Source organism: Bradyrhizobium sp. HKCCYLS2038 (genome assembly GCF_051167655.1).
Lineage (GTDB): Bacteria > Pseudomonadota > Alphaproteobacteria > Rhizobiales > Xanthobacteraceae > Bradyrhizobium.
Genome location: NZ_JBNPTM010000004.1, coordinates 720699 through 735902, shown reverse-complemented (window position 1 = coordinate 735902; position 15204 = coordinate 720699). Strand labels below are relative to the sequence as shown.

The window sequence follows — 15204 nt, the reverse complement described above, 5'->3', positions numbered from 1 at the left end:
GGATTCAGAGGGGGGATTCGGTTGCGGACCCTTCATAGATCGCAACTGCCGCCGATACACCATTTTTGGCCCCGGTGCAGCACCATCGCGGGACCAGAATCTGGTGCAAAATTCAGGATTTAACCGACTGACGCAACGCGGACGCCTCAACCCGCTACCGGCGCAGGCCGAGGCACGTCATGCACGATGACACGCTCAAGGCCGCCGCTCCAGTCTCGCCGCATAAAAACCGTCGAGACCCCCAAGACGTGGATCCTGGTGCGGCAAATGGCTGGGGAGCGTTCGCAGATCGCCCGCCTCGGTGATGAGCTCCGCCAGTCCGGCGACCTCGCCCGGGGTGACCGGGATGCGCCGCAGCTCGCTCGTTCCGGCGAGGACGCCGTCGACCAGCTGCTCGCCCTCCTCGGGCTCCAGCGAGCAAGTGCAATAGACCAGGGTTCCTCCTGGCCTGAGCAGGCTCGCGGCCCTGGTCAGCAGCCGGGCCTGCAGGCCCGACAGGCCGGTGATGTCGGCCTCGCTGCGCAGCCAGCCGACGTCGGGATGGCGGCGGATGGTGCCGGTCGAGGTGCAGGGCGCATCGACCAGGATGGCGTCGAAGCTGCCGGCCTGCGCCGGTTGCCACTCGGCGGCGTCGGCGACCACCGTCTCGGCCGTCAGCTGCAGCCGGGTCATGTTGTCCTTCAGCCGGTTCATGCGGGCGGGCGAACGGTCTACGGCCGTGACATGCGCGCCGCCATGGGCGAGCTGTGCGGTCTTGCCGCCGGGCGCCGCGCACAGGTCCGCGATGGTCTTTCCGGTGATGTCGCCAAACAGGCGCGCCGGCAGCGCAGCGGCCGCGTCCTGCACCCACCATTGTCCTTCGGCGAAGCCGGGCAGGACGGTCACCGAGCCGTGCAGCAAGGTGCGGACGGTCCCGGTCGGCAGCACCTCGCCATGCAGCCGCGTCGCCCATTGCGACGGGTCCGACTTGACGGTGAGATCGAGCGACGGCTCCTGGCCCAGCGCGGCCGCGATGTCCCTGGCGGTCGCTTCGCCATAATGGGCGGTCCAGCGCTTCAACAGCCACGGAGCAATGTCGAGCGGCTGGCCCTTGACCTCCTCCAGGAGGCCCGCGCCCTCGCGCGCGCAGCGCCGCAGCACGGCGTTGACCAGACCGGCATATTTGGCGGCGCGCCGGTCGGCCTGAACCAGCCGGACCGAGAGGTCGACGGCGGCGTGGTCGGGAACATCCATCCACAGGATCTGCGCGGCGCCGATCAGCAGTGCGCTCTGCGCGCGGGGTGCATCGGTCGGAACGCCGCGATCGAGCAGCCGCGACAGCACATGGCCGAGCGTGCCCAGTCGCCGCAGAGTGGTTGCGACCATCCGGCGCATCAGCGCGCGGTCACGGTCGGCGAGGTGCTTCAGTCCCGGATGAGCGCCGCTGCCATCGAGCTGGTCGTCGAGCGTGCGATGCTTGTGCAAGACGCCATCGACGACGTCAGCAGCGATCCGCCGTGCTGCGAGGCCGGGGACTTCGGAAGGGGTCGCGAAACGCGGCGGGGGCATGCGGGGGAGTCACTCGCGAAGAGAAGAAAGGCAGTTCCGCGACGATCGGGTGCATGCCATCAGCTTGCGGGTCCTCTGCCACCGGAATATGCCAAATCTAAGAATCAACTCTGCTTTTATTAGCCTTGTTTTTTCATGGGTGGTCACACGATCTGATGAGGTCCGGAACGATCCGGATGAACGGTGGAATGGTATGATGAGCAACGAGTCCGACAGCGGTCCGAACAGCAAGCCCGCATTGGCCGTGGTCGCCAGCAATGATTCGCCGCGCAAGCCGCTGACGCCAGCCGCGCAACGCGCGCTGGCCGAGGCCGAGGAGCGGCGCCGGCGCGCGGCCGAGCAGGCGACGCCGCGGCCGAAGGAGTTGCAGGGACCAAAGGGCCCGGAACCGACGCGCTACGGCGACTGGGAGAACAAGGGAATCATCTCGGACTTCTGAGACGATGCGCGGCGACGCGCCCCGCGCGTTGGTCGGCCGCCTCAGCGGGCCACGACCACGGTGGTCCCGATCGAGACGCGCTCATACAGATCCGTGATGTCCTGGTTGAGCATCCGAATGCAGCCATAGGACACGTAGCCGCCGACCGAGTTCGGCACGTTGGTGCCGTGGATGGCATATTCGCCGCCGGACAGCGTCATGGCTGCCACGCCCATCGGATTGCGCGGCGAGCCGCCGGGGATCACGTCGGGCAGCTCAGGCTTGTCGCGCCGGACGTCGGCGGGCGGCGCCCAGGCTGGGTTCTTGTACTTGCCGTCGATCTTCGTCGTGCCGGCCCATTGCCGCCCGGCCTTGCCGACGCCAACCGGATAACGCATCGCGTGGCTGCCATCGAGCACGAGGTAGAGCTTGCGCTCGCTGGTCTTCACCACGATCGTGCCGGGCGAATAGTCGCCGGCGATGCCGACCACCTCCGGCCGGGCCGATGCCGTGCCGCTCGTGGCCACAAGCGTGCCGAAAGCGGCCGCTGCAAACGAGACTGCCTTTGCCGTCCTGATCGCCAGCCGCATCGCCATTCCTCCAACCGTTGACGTCGGTGCCCGCTCCCCGCTGGAAGCGCTCGGATGGCTTGAGGAAAGGAAAACTTCGCCGCCAAGTAAATGACACAAAAACAACACTCCCGCGGAATCATCCGCGGGAGTGTCTCGACGCTTGACGAATCGGCGACCGCGCACGGCGGCCGCCCGGCTCGCGATATCTTACGCCGGCTTGCGGTTCTGCCGATGCTGCACGAGGTCGTCGACCACGGCGGGATCGGCCAGGGTCGAGGTGTCGCCCAACGCGCCCGGCTCGTCCTCGGCGATCTTGCGCAGGATGCGGCGCATGATCTTGCCGGAGCGGGTCTTCGGAAGCCCTTGCGAGAACTGGATCTGGTCGGGCGAGGCGATCGGGCCGATTTCCTTGCGCACCCAGGCGACGAGCTCCTTGCGCAGCTCCTCGCTCGGCGTCTCGCCGGCCATCAGGGTGACATAGGCATAGATGCCCTGGCCCTTGATGTCGTGCGGGTAGCCGACCACGGCAGCTTCGGAGACCTTGGGATGGGCGACCAGCGCGCTCTCGACCTCGGCCGTGCCCATGCGGTGGCCGGAGACGTTGATGACGTCGTCGACGCGGCCGGTGATCCAGTAATAGCCGTCCGCGTCGCGGCGGCAGCCGTCGCCGGTGAAGTACTTGCCCTTGTAAGTCGAGAAGTAGGTCATCTCGAAGCGCTCGTGATCGCCATAGACGGTGCGCATCTGGCCCGGCCATGAGCGGGTGAGGCAGAGATTACCCTCCGTGGCGCCCTCCAGCGTCTTGCCGTCGGCATCGACGATCTCCGGCACCACGCCGAAGAACGGCCGCGTCGCCGAGCCCGGCTTCAGCTTGGTTGCGCCGGGCAGCGGCGTGATCAGGATGCCGCCGGTCTCGGTCTGCCACCAGGTGTCGACGATCGGGCAGCGGTTCTCGCCGACGACGCGGTGATACCACTCCCACGCTTCCGGATTGATCGGCTCGCCGACCGAGCCGAGCAGGCGCAAGGATGCGCGCGAGGTCTTGGTCACAGGCGCATCGCCGCCCTGCATCAGCGCGCGGATCGCGGTCGGCGCGGTGTAGAAGATGTTGACCTTGTGCTTGTCGACGACGTTCCAGAACCGCGAATTGTCCGGATAGTTCGGCACGCCTTCGAACATCAGCGAGATGGCGCCGTTGGCGAGCGGTCCATAGAGGATGTAGCTGTGGCCGGTGACCCAGCCGACGTCGGCGGTGCACCAGTAGATGTCGCCCTCGTGATAGTCGAACACGTATTGGTGCGTCATCGACGCATAGACGAGATAGCCGCCCGTGGTGTGCAGCACGCCCTTGGGCTGGCCGGTCGAGCCCGAGGTGTAGAGGATGAACAGCGGATCCTCCGCGTTCATGTGCTCGACCGGGCATTCGGTCGTCACCATCTCGGCGGCCTCGTGGTACCAGAGGTCGCGGCTCGGCTTCATCTCGATCTTGCCGCCGGTGCGCTTGACCACGACGACCCAGTCGACATTGTCGACCTTGTTCAGTGCGGCGTCGACATTGGCCTTCAGCGGCACCTTGCGGCCGCCGCGCAGGCCTTCGTCGGCGGTGATGACGACCTTGGAATCGCAATCCTTGATGCGCTGGGCGAGCGAATCCGGCGAGAAGCCGGCGAACACCACCGAGTGGATGGCGCCGATGCGGGCGCAGGCCAGCATCGCATAGGCCGCCTCCGGGATCATCGGCAGATAGATGGTGACGCGGTCGCCCTTCTTGACGTTACGGTTGCGCAGGATGTTGGCCATCTTGCACACTTCGTCGTGCAGCTGACGATAGGTGATGTGCTTCGAATCGGCGGGATCGTCGCCTTCCCAGATGATCGCGGTCTGGTCGCCGCGGGTCGCGAGATGCCGGTCGATGCAATTGTAGGCCGCGTTGAGGACGCCGTCCTCGAACCATTTGATCGAAATGTTGCCGGGCGCGAAGGAGACGTTCTCGATTCTGGTCGGCGGCTTGATCCAGTCGACGCGCTTGGCCTGCTCGGCCCAGAAGCCGTTGGGATCCTTGATCGAGCGCGCGTACATTTCCTGGTACTTCGCGTCGTCGACAAAGGCACGTTTCGTCCACTCGGCCGGAACGTCGTAGATCTTCTCGGACATTTCACACCCTCCACCATGCGGCCTGCGGATGAACCCCGTCACAGGCCGTCGTTATCTGCACTATGCGTCCGCGTAACCGGCGGCGACAAGCCAAGACAAGTAGGACCTTCGGCGGGGAGGCGTTCTGCGCAGGATCAAAGAAATGTGCGCAGAGGTTGCGGCAGCCGTTCCTCGGCCGGCGCACGCGACGCTGGTCCATCGTCAAGGTTACCCCGGATCAGCCCAGAAGACGGTATCTTTGAACCGTTTTGCTCAAAATTAGGGACTCGCCATTCTCCCCCCGACGCCCTAAATCGCCTTGAAGCTGTGGATAACCCGTCCGGAACCAAATCCCGGCTCGGGGCATTGAGCGGACAAGCACGACGGCAGGGCGTCTAAAGCAATGATGGACCAGCAGAATTTCGAGAGCCTGCGGGTCGGCCCGGCCGATGCCGAGGTTGCGCTCGCGAAGGCGCTGGGCCAGTGGCCGCCGAAGCCGGGCCGCCGCAAGCTGACGCTGAAGGACCTCGCGCACGCCAAGACCGCCAATGCGCAGGCCAATGCCAAGAGCTCGGTCGAGGAGCTGGCCAACAGCATCGGCCTCAAGCTCGGCGACCAGACCGAGCTGACGATCCGCCGCATCAAGCGCGGCAAGAGCTACACTTTCCTGCGTGCCAACGGCACCCCGATCCGGCACGCCGGCACCATCCGCCGCCTGCATGCGATGGCGGTGCCGCCGGCCTATCGCGAGGTCCGCTACGCGCCCGATCCGAACCTGCATCTGCAGGCGGTCGGCGTCGACGCCGCCGGGCGGCTGCAATATCGCTATCACGCCGATTGGGAGAAGGTGCGCGAGCATCGCAAGGCGCATCGCCTGGCCAGGCTGGTCGGCGCGTTGCCGCGCATCCGCCGTGCGGTGTCGAAGCATCTCGCCGGCGACGCGCCGACGCGCGAATTCGCGCTGGCCGCGGTCATCGAGCTGATCGCGCGCACCGCGATCCGTCCCGGCAACGAATCCTATGCGCGGCTCAACGGTACCCGCGGTGCCACGACGCTGCTGAAGTCGAACGTCACGCTCGAGGACGACAGCCTGGTGCTGACGTTCAAGGCCAAGGGCGGCAAGGCGGTGCGCAAGGAGTGCGACGCCGCCAAGCTGGTGCGTGCCGTCGGCATTCTCCGCGGCGTGCCGGGCCGGCGCATGTTCCAGTATCGTGACGCGCAGGGCGTCGTCCGCGCGGTGTCGACCACGCAGGTCAATGCGTTCCTGCGCGAGATTGCCGGCATCAAGATCTCGCTGAAGGATTTCCGCACGCTGATGGCGTCCGCGGTCGCGCTGGAGACGCTGTCGCGGATCACGCCGGCGGCGAGCGCCCGCGGCCGCAAGAAGCAGATCCTGGAAGCGATCCGCGCCGCCGCCGACGAGCTCACCAACACGCCGGCGATCTGTCGCCGGAGCTACGTGCACGACACCATCGTGACTGCGTTCGAGGACGGCATTCTCGAACGCTTTGCCGCCACCATGAAGGGGCAGCGCTCGCAGACCCGCCGCGAGCAGCTGCTGGCCCAAGTGGTCATGGCCGCAGCCGCCTGACGCGGCCGGCCGTCACGCCTGGCAGCGCGGCCCGATCTTGTTCGTGGCGAGGAAGCGGGCGATCGGGTCGAGCTGCTTGCAGGAGGCCGCCGCGGTCTTCGCCGGCTCCGGATTGCGCTTCATGGGACGCAGCACCGCTGCTTTGCCGCTCGCCTTTGCCCTTCGCGCGATCGACGCGTTACGCCCCGCACGCACGGACTTCGAAACCAGTGGCAGGCGCACGCCGTCATTGAGATCGACGGGCTGCGTCTCGAAGCTGCGATCGGAGTCGCTCAGCGTATCGACGCCGGGAATCGGCTCGCGCATCAACGCGGATGTCGTCTCGCCGCCGAGGTCGCCGGGCGACACCGCGGCCAGCACCATCTTGGTTGCAAGCAAGCAGCAGATTATCACGAGGCAGAACCCCGCAATCCAGATCGTTCTGTTCACTGTTGGAAACCCCCGCCGATCGCACCGGACAGTGCAGGACATCCCCTTCCCGCAGCCGGCGCCGTGACGACCAATCAACCTTAAGAAAGTCTTACTCGCAATATTTTCGGCAGCTTTGGCCGCCCTCGGCTGGCATCGTAGTTAATGGCCGAGTTTGCTCATTGGTCGTCGGCCAATGGCCCACATCGTACTGATCAGTTGGATACCGGCTGCGACATTGCGGCGCGCGACATCTCGGCCAATGAACGGGCGAGACGTTCGAGGGTGCGGTTGGTTTCACGGATCACGTTAAATTTTGATGCGAAACTCGCATCCCAGAGAAGGCGTAGCTCGGCCCGACACGACGCGAGAGCACACCTGCTCACGAGCATCGAATGTCGCAGTTGAACTCATCTTGCGGCCCTGCCGCCGCCTTTCATAGGGAGCTACCCATGTCCAAGCGCATTGCCTTCCTCGCTGCCGCCGCCTTCAGCGCGCTGTCGCTGACCTCGACCTTCGTTGCGCCCGCACGCGCCGAGGAGAAGACCGTGATGGTCGGAGGTGCGGCGATGTTTCCGTCGAAGAACATCATCCAGAACGCCGTCAACTCGAAGGATCATACGACGCTGGTCGCCGCGGTGAAGGCCGCAGGCCTCGTGCAGACGCTGGAAGGCAAGGGTCCGTTCACGGTGTTCGCGCCGACCAACACCGCGTTCGGCAAGCTGCCGGCCGGCACCGTCGATACGCTCGTGAAGCCGGAGAACAAGGCGACCCTGACCAAGATCCTCACCTATCACGTCGTGCCCGGCAAGCTCGAGGCCGCCGACCTGAAGGACGGCCAGATGCTGAAGACGGTCGAGGGCGAGCAGCTCACCGTGAAGCGCGAGGGCAAGAACGTCATGATCGTCGACGCCAAGGGCGGCACCTCGATGGTCACGATCCCGAACGTGAACCAGTCGAACGGCGTCATCCACGTGGTCGATACCGTGCTGATGCCGGCGTCGTAAGCTCGGCGCAACACCGGACGCATCCGTTTCCTCCTCCTCGCGGATGCGTTCCCGAGCGAGCCGGGCCCACCCCGGCTCGCTTTTTTGTGAGAGCCACCGCTCTGAAAGCATGGATTTGCCGGTTTGCGCCCGTAACGGACCGCCAGCAATTCGCGTATATCTGTGGGAACCCTGACACCACCCCGAACCACCGAGCCCGCCATGTCCAGCATCGCCGCCGCAGACACGACGATCAGCACGCCGAAAGCCAAGGTGATCCAGCCGGCCTGGGTGCGCGTCGTGCACTGGATCAACGCCGCCGCGATGATCATGATGATCATGTCGGGCTGGCAGATCTACAACGCCTCGCCGCTGTTCGACTTCCGCTTCGACCGCAGCATCACGCTCGGCGGCTGGCTCGGCGGCGCGCTGCTGTGGCACTTCGCCGCGATGTGGCTGCTGATGCTGAACGGGCTGGCCTATCTGGTGACGGGCCTCGTCACCGGCCGGTTCCGGCGCAAGCTGCTGCCGATCTCGCCGGCCTCCGTGCTGTCAGATCTCAAGGCCGCGCTGACCTTCAAGCTGTCGCATGACGATCTCTCGGCCTACAACGCGGTGCAGAAGCTGCTCTATCTCGGCATCATCGCGGTCGGCATCGTCGTCGTGCTGACGGGCCTGTCGATGTGGAAGCCGGTGCAGTTGCACTGGCTGGTCAGCCTGTTCGGCGACTATCCGGCGGCTCGCTACGTTCATTTCGCCTGCATGGCGCTGATCTGCGCCTTCCTGGTCGTTCACATCGTGCTCGCGCTGCTGGTGCCGAAGAGCCTGCGCGCGATGATCACCGGTCGCTGAGAGGAGAGCTCATCATGGCCAAGCGTCCGTTCCTCATTCCCGGCGTCGACAAGCGGCTCCTGATCAAGGACTCGATCAAGGCGATGCCCGATCTCACGCGGCGCCGCTTCATCACCGGCGGCGCCAGCCTCGGCGCGCTCACGCTGCTGACCGGCTGCGACGTCGTCGACGGCGACAGCGCCGAGGAGCTGTTGAAGAAGGTCTCCAAGTTCAACGACGCGGTGCAGGCCTGGATCTTCAATCCGGACGCGCTGGCGCCGACCTTCGCGGAGAGCGCGATCACCAAGCCGTTCCCGTTCAACGCCTACTACACGCTCGACGAGGCGCCGGAGATCGATGCGGCCGACTGGAAGCTCGAGGTGCGCGGCCTGGTCGACAACAAGAAGTCGTGGACGCTGGAGGAACTGCACGCGCTGCCGCAGGTCACGCAGATCACCCGCCACATCTGCGTCGAGGGCTGGAGCGCGATCGGCTCCTGGACCGGGACGCCGCTGCGCGACTTCCTCAAGCTGATCGGCGCCGACACAAGGGCGAAATACGTCTGGTTCAACTGCGCCGATGCGCAAGGCTACAACTCGCCCTTGGACATGCGCACCGCGCTGCATCCGCAGACCCAGATGACGTTCAAGTTCGCCGACCAGATCCTGCCGCGCGCCTACGGCTACCCGATGAAGATCCGCGTGCCGACCAAGCTCGGCTTCAAGAACCCCAAATACGTCGTCGCGATGGAAGTCACCAACGACTACAAGGGCGGCTATTGGGAGGACCAGGGGTACAATTCGTTCAGCGGGAGTTGAGCTCCAGCTGATATGGCCGGATGACGGCGCCAACCTCCGCTGTCGTCCCGGCCTTGAGCCGGGACCCATAACCACCGGCCGGTATGAGGCAGGCAACTGCCAGCCATGTCCCTCGACAGCTTCCGCGGTATGGGTCCCGGCGTTCGCCGGGACGACACCGTTTGTTAGGCGCGGGCGGTGGGTTTCAACTTGCCTTGCAGCGCCGCCATCAATGCTCCCAGCAGCAGCAGCGCCGCCGACACGTTCAGCGCATAAGTCAAACTCCCCATCGCATCGGTGATCGCGCCGACGGCGAAGGGGCCGAGGGTCTGGCCGATGCCGAAGGAGATCGTCAATGCGGCGATCGCGCGTGGCCAGGCGGGCTGCGGCAGGTTGAAGCGGACGAACGCCGTTGTGGCCGTGGTCACCGTCGAGAAGGCGAGGCCGAACACCGCGGCCGACAGTGTCAGCATGACGGGCGAATGGCCGAGGGAGGGCAGGGCGGCGCCGATGGCGTTGATGGTGAGGATGAGCGCGGTCGGCCAGCCGCCGCGGTCCAGCGCCAGCACGCGGCGCCACACCCAGGGCGTGGTGAAGCCGGCGAGGCCGATCAGGCACCAGAAGCCGGATTGCGCCGCGGCGCCGCCGCCGAGATCGCGCACATAGGCGATCATGAAGGTGAGATAGGCGATGTAGCCGGCGCCGTACAGGAAGTAGCTGAACAGATAGACCGCCATCGGCCGCAGCGAGACGCGGTCGGCGCGGCTCTCCGGCACGGCCGCGCTCGGCGGCGACGGCATCAGCAATAGCGGCACGATCAGCACCGCGCCGACACCGGCGAGCACCGCCCACACGATCCACCACGAGCCCGGCCCGAACGCCTGCAGCACGAACGGCGCGATCAAGCCTGAGATGACGATGCCGAGCGGCGGCCCGGCATAGAACAGGCTCAGCACGAAGCTCGCCTGCGCCGGCCGCGCCAAGGCGACGCGCGCCGCCAGCGCGCCCCCGGCGACCAGCGCGACGCCGGCGCCGATCCCGGTGATCAGCCGCGCCGCGCTGAGCGCAACGAAGTCGCCGGTCATGGCGCAGACGATCAGCGAGGCCAGCGCCGCCAAGGTGCCGCCGCGCACCGCGGCGAGGCCGCCGAAGCGCCGGGCGGTCTGCGAGGCGATCAGCGCGCCGATCAGGTAGCCGGCGGCGTTGACGGTGTTCATGAACCCCGCCGCCGAATACGACCAGTGCAGCGTGTCGCGCATGTCCGGCAGCACCAGCGCATAGGCAAAACGGCCGATGCCGAGCCCGATGATCGGACCCAATGACAATGTGAGATTGGTCAGCGCCGGGCGCGCCGGTGTCGGGTCGGACGAGGGCTTTGGCAAGAAATGCTCCGGCGCGGCGCTCGGCCGGCAAATCATGCTGTTCGGCCGCGATTTCGCAGCACATTACCGCCCGCGCCATCACGGCAGAAGAGGGGCAGCGGCAATGGTGGCTTGCCAAGGGCGCAGGAGGGCTTTAGCACTCCGCCGATTTTGACAGCTCCCGTCATTGCCGGCCGCCCGCCCCGACCCGATCGGCGGCAGGCCGGCAATCCCAAGATTGAAGGCTGCCCGCGCTAGGCCCGGGCATGACAAGCCCTACGAGGACAACGACCATGGCGACCCACAAGCTCCTTCTGCTGCCCGGCGACGGCATCGGCCCCGAAGTGATGGCCGAGGTGAAGCGGCTGATCGGCTGGCTCAACGGCAAGGGGCTCGCCTCGTTCGCGACCGAAGAGGGCCTGGTCGGCGGCGCCGCCTATGACGCCCACGGCGCCTCGATCTCCGAAGCCGACATGGACAAGGCCAAGGCGGCCGACGCCATCATCTTCGGCGCCGTCGGCGGCCCGAAGTGGGACGGCGTTCCCTACGACGTCCGTCCCGAGGCCGGCCTGCTCCGCCTGCGCAAGGATCTCGGCCTGTTCGCCAACCTGCGTCCCGCCGTGTGCTATCCGGCGCTCGCCGATGCCTCCAGCCTGAAGCGCGAGATCGTCGAGGGCCTCGACATCATGATCGTGCGCGAGCTCACCGGCGGCGTGTATTTCGGCGAGCCCAAGACCATCACCGATCTCGGCAACGGCCAGAAGCGCGCCGTCGACACCCAGGTCTACGACACCTATGAGATCGAGCGCATCGCCCGCGTCGCCTTCGACCTCGCGCGCAAGCGCAAGAACAAGGTGACGTCGATGGAGAAGCGCAACGTCATGAAGTCGGGCGTGCTCTGGAACGAGGTCGTCACCGCGGTCCACGCGCGCGAGTACAAGGACGTCACGCTCGAGCACCAGCTCGCCGATTCCGGCGGCATGAACCTGGTGAAGTATCCGAAGATGTTCGACGTCATCGTCACCGACAACCTGTTCGGCGACATGCTGTCGGACATCGCGGCGATGCTGACGGGATCGCTCGGCATGCTGCCGTCCGCCTCGCTCGGCGAGGTCGACGCCAAGACCCACAAGCGCCGCGCGCTGTACGAGCCGGTGCACGGCTCGGCCCCCGACATCGCCGGCAAGGGCCTCGCCAACCCGATCGCGATGCTGACCTCGTTCGGCATGGCGCTGCGCTACTCGTTCGATCTCGGCAGCCTCGCCGACAAGCTCGACGCCGCGATTGCCGCCGTGCTGGCCTCCGGCCTGCGCACGGCCGACATCAAGGCCGAGGGCTCCACGCCGGCTTCGACCACCCAGATGGGCGAGGCGATCATCAAGGAGCTGGAGAAGCTCACGGCGTAATTGGAGTCGAGCTCGTACTCCGCGCACGGTGCGCTCCCCTCCCCCTTGCGGGGAGGGGTCGGGGGTGGGGGTCACACCCAGTGAGTTCAGCTCTGGGCAAGGCTGTTCTATCTTCTCGACGATCATCTTTCGTCGCGCGTCTTGGCCCGAACTCATCAGAGAGCGTCGCCCCGGGGACCCCCACCCCCGACCCCTCCCCGCAAGGGGGAGGGGGGCTCACCGCCGTTGCCGAGATTGCTCGAATTCGTTTCACGCGCGTTGTGTTCGATTGAGTCATCAAGCGTTGCAGCTCGTGTTCGTCTGCCGCGTTCTGCGCCGGCATCTCCGCCTCGCGCCTGTCAATTTTGCCTATGGACTTTCATTTCGGGATGACTAGCCTCACCCCAACGCCGCGCCATTGAACGGACGTGGACTCGCAGCCGTCGGGACGACGAATGCGAAGGTTGGGAGGACGAATGTGATCGCGGCTGCGATACGATATGTCGCTTGCCATGCATGGGGTCGCCGCCAGTCGCGGGGCCACGCTGCGGCGGCGGCGCGCGGCCTGCTTCATCGCGCGCGCTGACGCATGACCGCGCCGCTCATTTCCGTTCACGGCCTGTGCAAGAGCTTCCCCGGCGTGCGGGCGCTGCACAATATCAGCTTCGACCTGGTTGCGGGCGAGGTCCATGCCGTGATGGGCGAGAACGGCGCCGGCAAGTCGACCTTGATGAAGATCCTCGCCGGCGTCTACCGCAAGGACAGCGGCGAGATCGTGTACGACGGCGCGAGCGTCGACTTCCCTGGGCCGCGCGAGGCGCAGGCGGCCGGCATCGGCATCATTCATCAGGAACTGCAGCTGATGAACCACCTCACGGTGGCGCAGAACATCTTCATCGGCCGCGAGCCGATGAAGGCGTTCGGGCTGCTGCTCGACGAGGACCGGCTCAACCGGCAGGCCGCCGAGCTGCTCGCCCAGCTCAACCTGGCGATCGACCCGCGCACCGTCGTCGGCGGTCTCACCGTCGCCAAGCAGCAGATGGTGGAGATCGCCAAGGCGCTGTCGTTCAACTCGCGCGTCCTGATCATGGACGAGCCGACGGCAGCGCTGAACAATCGCGAGATCGCCGAGCTGTTCAAGATGATCCGCGCACTGAAGGCGCGCGGCGTCGGCATCGTCTACATCTCCCACAAGATGGATGAGCTGAAGCAGATCTCCGATCGCGTCACCGTGCTGCGCGACGGCGAGTATGTCGCCACCGTGCCGGCCGCGACCACACCGATCGAGACCATCATCGGCATGATGGTCGGGCGCACCTTGAGCGACGCGCGCGTGGCCGGCGCGCAGCCCGCCGGCGAGATCGCGCTCGAGGTGCGCGGCCTCAATTGCGGACCGCTGGTGCGTGACGTCAGCTTCGCCTTGCGCAAGGGCGAGATCCTCGGCTTCGCCGGCCTGATGGGCGCCGGCCGCACCGAGGTGGCGCGCGCGATCTTCGGCGCCGACGCCGTGCCCACCGGCGAGATCCGCGTCAACGACCGCGCCGTGACGATCCGCACCCCGGCGCATGCGGTCTCCCATGGCATCGGTTATCTCTCCGAGGACCGCAAGCGCTTCGGGCTGGCCACCGGCATGGACGTCGAGTCCAACGTCGTGATGTCGAATCTCGCGAGCTATCTCGCGATGAAGTTCATGCTGCGCAAGCGCGCGATCCGCGACACCGCCGGCCGTTTCATCAGGATGCTGAACATCCGCACGCCGTCGGCGTCGCAGCAGGTGCGGCTTCTGTCCGGCGGCAACCAGCAGAAGATCGTGATCGCCAAATGGCTGGATCGCGATTGCGACATCCTGTTCTTCGACGAGCCGACGCGGGGCATCGACATCGGTGCCAAGAACGAGATCTACCGGCTGCTGCGCGCGCTCGCCGACCAGGGCAAGGCGATCGTGATGATCTCCTCGGAGCTGCCGGAAGTGATCAGGATGAGCGACCGCATCGTCGTGATGTGCGAGGGCCGCATCACCGGCGAGTTGTCGCCGGACGAGGCCACGCAGGAGCGGATCATGCAGCTGGCCACCCAGCGCGAAACCATGAAGGCAGGCTGACGGCATGAGCGACCCCGCACTGGTCAAGGATCACAAGGACGGCCTCGCCGCAGGCGGGTCGGGCGCGATGTCCGCGTTGCGCCGCCGGCTGCTCGGTCCGGCGGCGCTGCAGAAGCTGCTGGCCTTCGCAAGCCTGGTGCTGCTGATGATCTATTTCAGCTTCGCCTCGCCGGCCTTCATGCAGACCGACAACATGATCAACATCCTGCAGGCAACCGCAGTGAATGGCGTGCTGGCGATCGCCTCGACCTTCGTCATCATCACCGCCGGCATCGATCTGTCGGTCGGCACGCTGATGACGTTCTGCGCGGTCATGGCGGGCGTGTTCCTGACCTATTGGGAGCTGCCGATGTGGACGGGCGTCATTGCTGCGATCGTCACCGGCGCGCTGTCAGGTGCGCTGTCGGGCGCGGTCATCACCAAGATGAAGGTGCCGCCGTTCATCGCGACGCTCGGCATGATGCTGGTGCTGAAGGGGCTGGCCCTGGTCGTCTCCGGCAGCAAGCCGATCTACTTCACCAACACCGAGAACTTCTCGATGATCTCGCAGGACTCGCTGCTCGGCGTTGTCGTGCCGGACCTGCCGATTCCCAATGCGGCGCTGATCCTGATCGTGATGGCAATCCTGGCCTCCATCGTTCTCAACCGCACCGCGCTCGGCCGCTACACCTTCGCCATCGGCAGCAACGAGGAGGCGGTGCGGCTCTCCGGCGTCAATGTCGATCGCTGGAAGATCATCATCTACGGCCTCGGCGGCGCGATCTGCGGTGTCGCCGGCCTGCTGCTCGCCTCGCGCATCAACTCCGCGCAGCCGGCACTCGGCCAAGGCTATGAGCTCGATGCCATCGCCGCGGTGGTGATCGGCGGCACGTCGCTGAGCGGCGGCACCGGCACCATCCTTGGCACCATCATCGGCGCCTTTATCATGAGCGTGCTGACCAATGGCCTGCGGATCCTCTCGGTGGCTCAGGAATGGCAGTTCGTCGTCACCGGCATCATCATCATTCTCGCCGTCTACGCCGACATGCTCAGGCGAAACCGCGCCTAACGCCAGAGGAGACCACGCTGGCCGT

The 15204-nt window shown here is 66.2% G+C and carries 13 protein-coding genes; 8 read left to right on the top strand and 5 right to left on the bottom strand.

The window, feature by feature from the left end; genetic code table 11:
- Positions 1 to 195 precede the first annotated feature (195 nt).
- Entirely contained in the window at positions 196 to 1548 is a 1353-nt protein-coding gene (locus ACQR1I_RS21305) for an RsmB/NOP family class I SAM-dependent RNA methyltransferase (RefSeq protein WP_434866501.1), read from the bottom strand.
- A 196-nt stretch (positions 1549 to 1744) separates the two neighbouring features.
- Between ACQR1I_RS21305 and ACQR1I_RS21300 the strand changes: the two genes are divergently transcribed.
- Positions 1745 to 1987: a DUF1674 domain-containing protein gene (locus ACQR1I_RS21300; protein ID WP_434866500.1), complete on the top strand. Its 243-nt coding sequence runs from the start codon at positions 1745 to 1747 to the stop codon at positions 1985 to 1987.
- A 41-nt stretch (positions 1988 to 2028) separates the two neighbouring features.
- On the opposite strand, the gene ACQR1I_RS21295 is transcribed toward ACQR1I_RS21300, so the two are convergent.
- A complete protein-coding gene (locus tag ACQR1I_RS21295; RefSeq protein ID WP_434866499.1) occupies positions 2029 to 2562 on the bottom strand; it encodes a L,D-transpeptidase in 534 nt (177 codons plus the stop codon).
- A 183-nt stretch (positions 2563 to 2745) separates the two neighbouring features.
- Positions 2746 to 4692: an acetate--CoA ligase gene (gene acs / locus ACQR1I_RS21290; RefSeq protein WP_434866498.1), complete on the bottom strand. Its 1947-nt coding sequence runs from the start codon at positions 4690 to 4692 to the stop codon at positions 2746 to 2748.
- Positions 4693 to 5074: 382 nt separating this feature from the next.
- Between acs and ACQR1I_RS21285 the strand changes: the two genes are divergently transcribed.
- Positions 5075 to 6262, top strand: a complete 1188-nt coding sequence (locus ACQR1I_RS21285) for a DNA topoisomerase IB (protein ID WP_434866497.1) — start codon at positions 5075 to 5077, stop codon at positions 6260 to 6262.
- Positions 6263 to 6274: 12 nt separating this feature from the next.
- Here the strand turns inward: ACQR1I_RS21285 and ACQR1I_RS21280 are convergent, their stop codons facing one another.
- Positions 6275 to 6640: a hypothetical protein gene (locus ACQR1I_RS21280; protein WP_434866496.1), complete on the bottom strand. Its 366-nt coding sequence runs from the start codon at positions 6638 to 6640 to the stop codon at positions 6275 to 6277.
- 482 nt (positions 6641 to 7122) lie between these two features.
- Between ACQR1I_RS21280 and ACQR1I_RS21275 the strand changes: the two genes are divergently transcribed.
- The 3 genes from ACQR1I_RS21275 (at position 7123) to ACQR1I_RS21265 (ending at position 9305) form a co-directional block, all read left to right on the top strand.
- On the top strand, positions 7123 to 7677 hold the full coding sequence (locus ACQR1I_RS21275) for a fasciclin domain-containing protein (RefSeq protein ID WP_434866495.1): 555 nt from the start codon (positions 7123 to 7125) through the stop codon (positions 7675 to 7677).
- Positions 7678 to 7878: 201 nt separating this feature from the next.
- Positions 7879 to 8508 (top strand): cytochrome b/b6 domain-containing protein, encoded by a 630-nt coding sequence (locus ACQR1I_RS21270; protein ID WP_434866494.1) that lies wholly within the window; start codon positions 7879 to 7881, stop codon positions 8506 to 8508.
- Between the two features lie 14 nt (positions 8509 to 8522).
- On the top strand, positions 8523 to 9305 hold the full coding sequence (locus ACQR1I_RS21265) for a molybdopterin-binding protein (RefSeq protein ID WP_434866493.1): 783 nt from the start codon (positions 8523 to 8525) through the stop codon (positions 9303 to 9305).
- A gap of 164 nt (positions 9306 to 9469) precedes the next feature.
- Here ACQR1I_RS21265 and ACQR1I_RS21260 read toward each other — a convergent pair whose 3' ends face one another.
- Entirely contained in the window at positions 9470 to 10666 is a 1197-nt protein-coding gene (locus ACQR1I_RS21260; protein WP_434866492.1) for a YbfB/YjiJ family MFS transporter, read from the bottom strand.
- Positions 10667 to 10938: 272 nt separating this feature from the next.
- On the opposite strand from ACQR1I_RS21260, the gene leuB reads away from it, so the two are divergent.
- The 3 genes from leuB to ACQR1I_RS21245 all read left to right on the top strand — a co-directional run bounded on the left by leuB (position 10939) and on the right by ACQR1I_RS21245 (position 15179).
- Positions 10939 to 12051 carry a 3-isopropylmalate dehydrogenase gene (leuB, locus tag ACQR1I_RS21255; RefSeq protein WP_434866491.1) on the top strand — a complete coding sequence of 371 codons (1113 nt, stop codon included), beginning with the start codon at positions 10939 to 10941 and terminating at the stop codon, positions 12049 to 12051.
- A gap of 568 nt (positions 12052 to 12619) precedes the next feature.
- Positions 12620 to 14131 (top strand): sugar ABC transporter ATP-binding protein, encoded by a 1512-nt coding sequence (locus ACQR1I_RS21250; RefSeq protein WP_434866490.1) that lies wholly within the window; start codon positions 12620 to 12622, stop codon positions 14129 to 14131.
- A 4-nt stretch (positions 14132 to 14135) separates the two neighbouring features.
- Positions 14136 to 15179, top strand: a complete 1044-nt coding sequence (locus tag ACQR1I_RS21245) for an ABC transporter permease (RefSeq protein WP_434866489.1) — start codon at positions 14136 to 14138, stop codon at positions 15177 to 15179.
- Positions 15180 to 15204: the final 25 nt, after the last annotated feature.

Excerpts from the sequence above, each read along its gene's own strand:
- ACQR1I_RS21285 (WP_434866497.1), top strand. The coding sequence starts at position 5,075 with ATGATGGACCAGCAGAATTTCGAGAGCCTGCGGGTCGGCCCGGCCGAT.
- acs (WP_434866498.1), bottom strand. The coding sequence starts at position 4,692 with ATGTCCGAGAAGATCTACGACGTTCCGGCCGAGTGGACGAAACGTGCC.
- ACQR1I_RS21275 (WP_434866495.1), top strand. The coding sequence starts at position 7,123 with ATGTCCAAGCGCATTGCCTTCCTCGCTGCCGCCGCCTTCAGCGCGCTG.
- ACQR1I_RS21270 (WP_434866494.1), top strand. The coding sequence starts at position 7,879 with ATGTCCAGCATCGCCGCCGCAGACACGACGATCAGCACGCCGAAAGCC.
- ACQR1I_RS21250 (WP_434866490.1), top strand. The coding sequence starts at position 12,620 with ATGACCGCGCCGCTCATTTCCGTTCACGGCCTGTGCAAGAGCTTCCCC.
- ACQR1I_RS21265 (WP_434866493.1), top strand. The coding sequence starts at position 8,523 with ATGGCCAAGCGTCCGTTCCTCATTCCCGGCGTCGACAAGCGGCTCCTG.
- ACQR1I_RS21300 (WP_434866500.1), top strand. The coding sequence starts at position 1,745 with ATGAGCAACGAGTCCGACAGCGGTCCGAACAGCAAGCCCGCATTGGCC.
- ACQR1I_RS21305 (WP_434866501.1), bottom strand. The coding sequence starts at position 1,548 with ATGCCCCCGCCGCGTTTCGCGACCCCTTCCGAAGTCCCCGGCCTCGCA.
- ACQR1I_RS21245 (WP_434866489.1), top strand. The coding sequence starts at position 14,136 with ATGAGCGACCCCGCACTGGTCAAGGATCACAAGGACGGCCTCGCCGCA.
- leuB (WP_434866491.1), top strand. The coding sequence starts at position 10,939 with ATGGCGACCCACAAGCTCCTTCTGCTGCCCGGCGACGGCATCGGCCCC.
- ACQR1I_RS21295 (WP_434866499.1), bottom strand. The coding sequence starts at position 2,562 with ATGGCGATGCGGCTGGCGATCAGGACGGCAAAGGCAGTCTCGTTTGCA.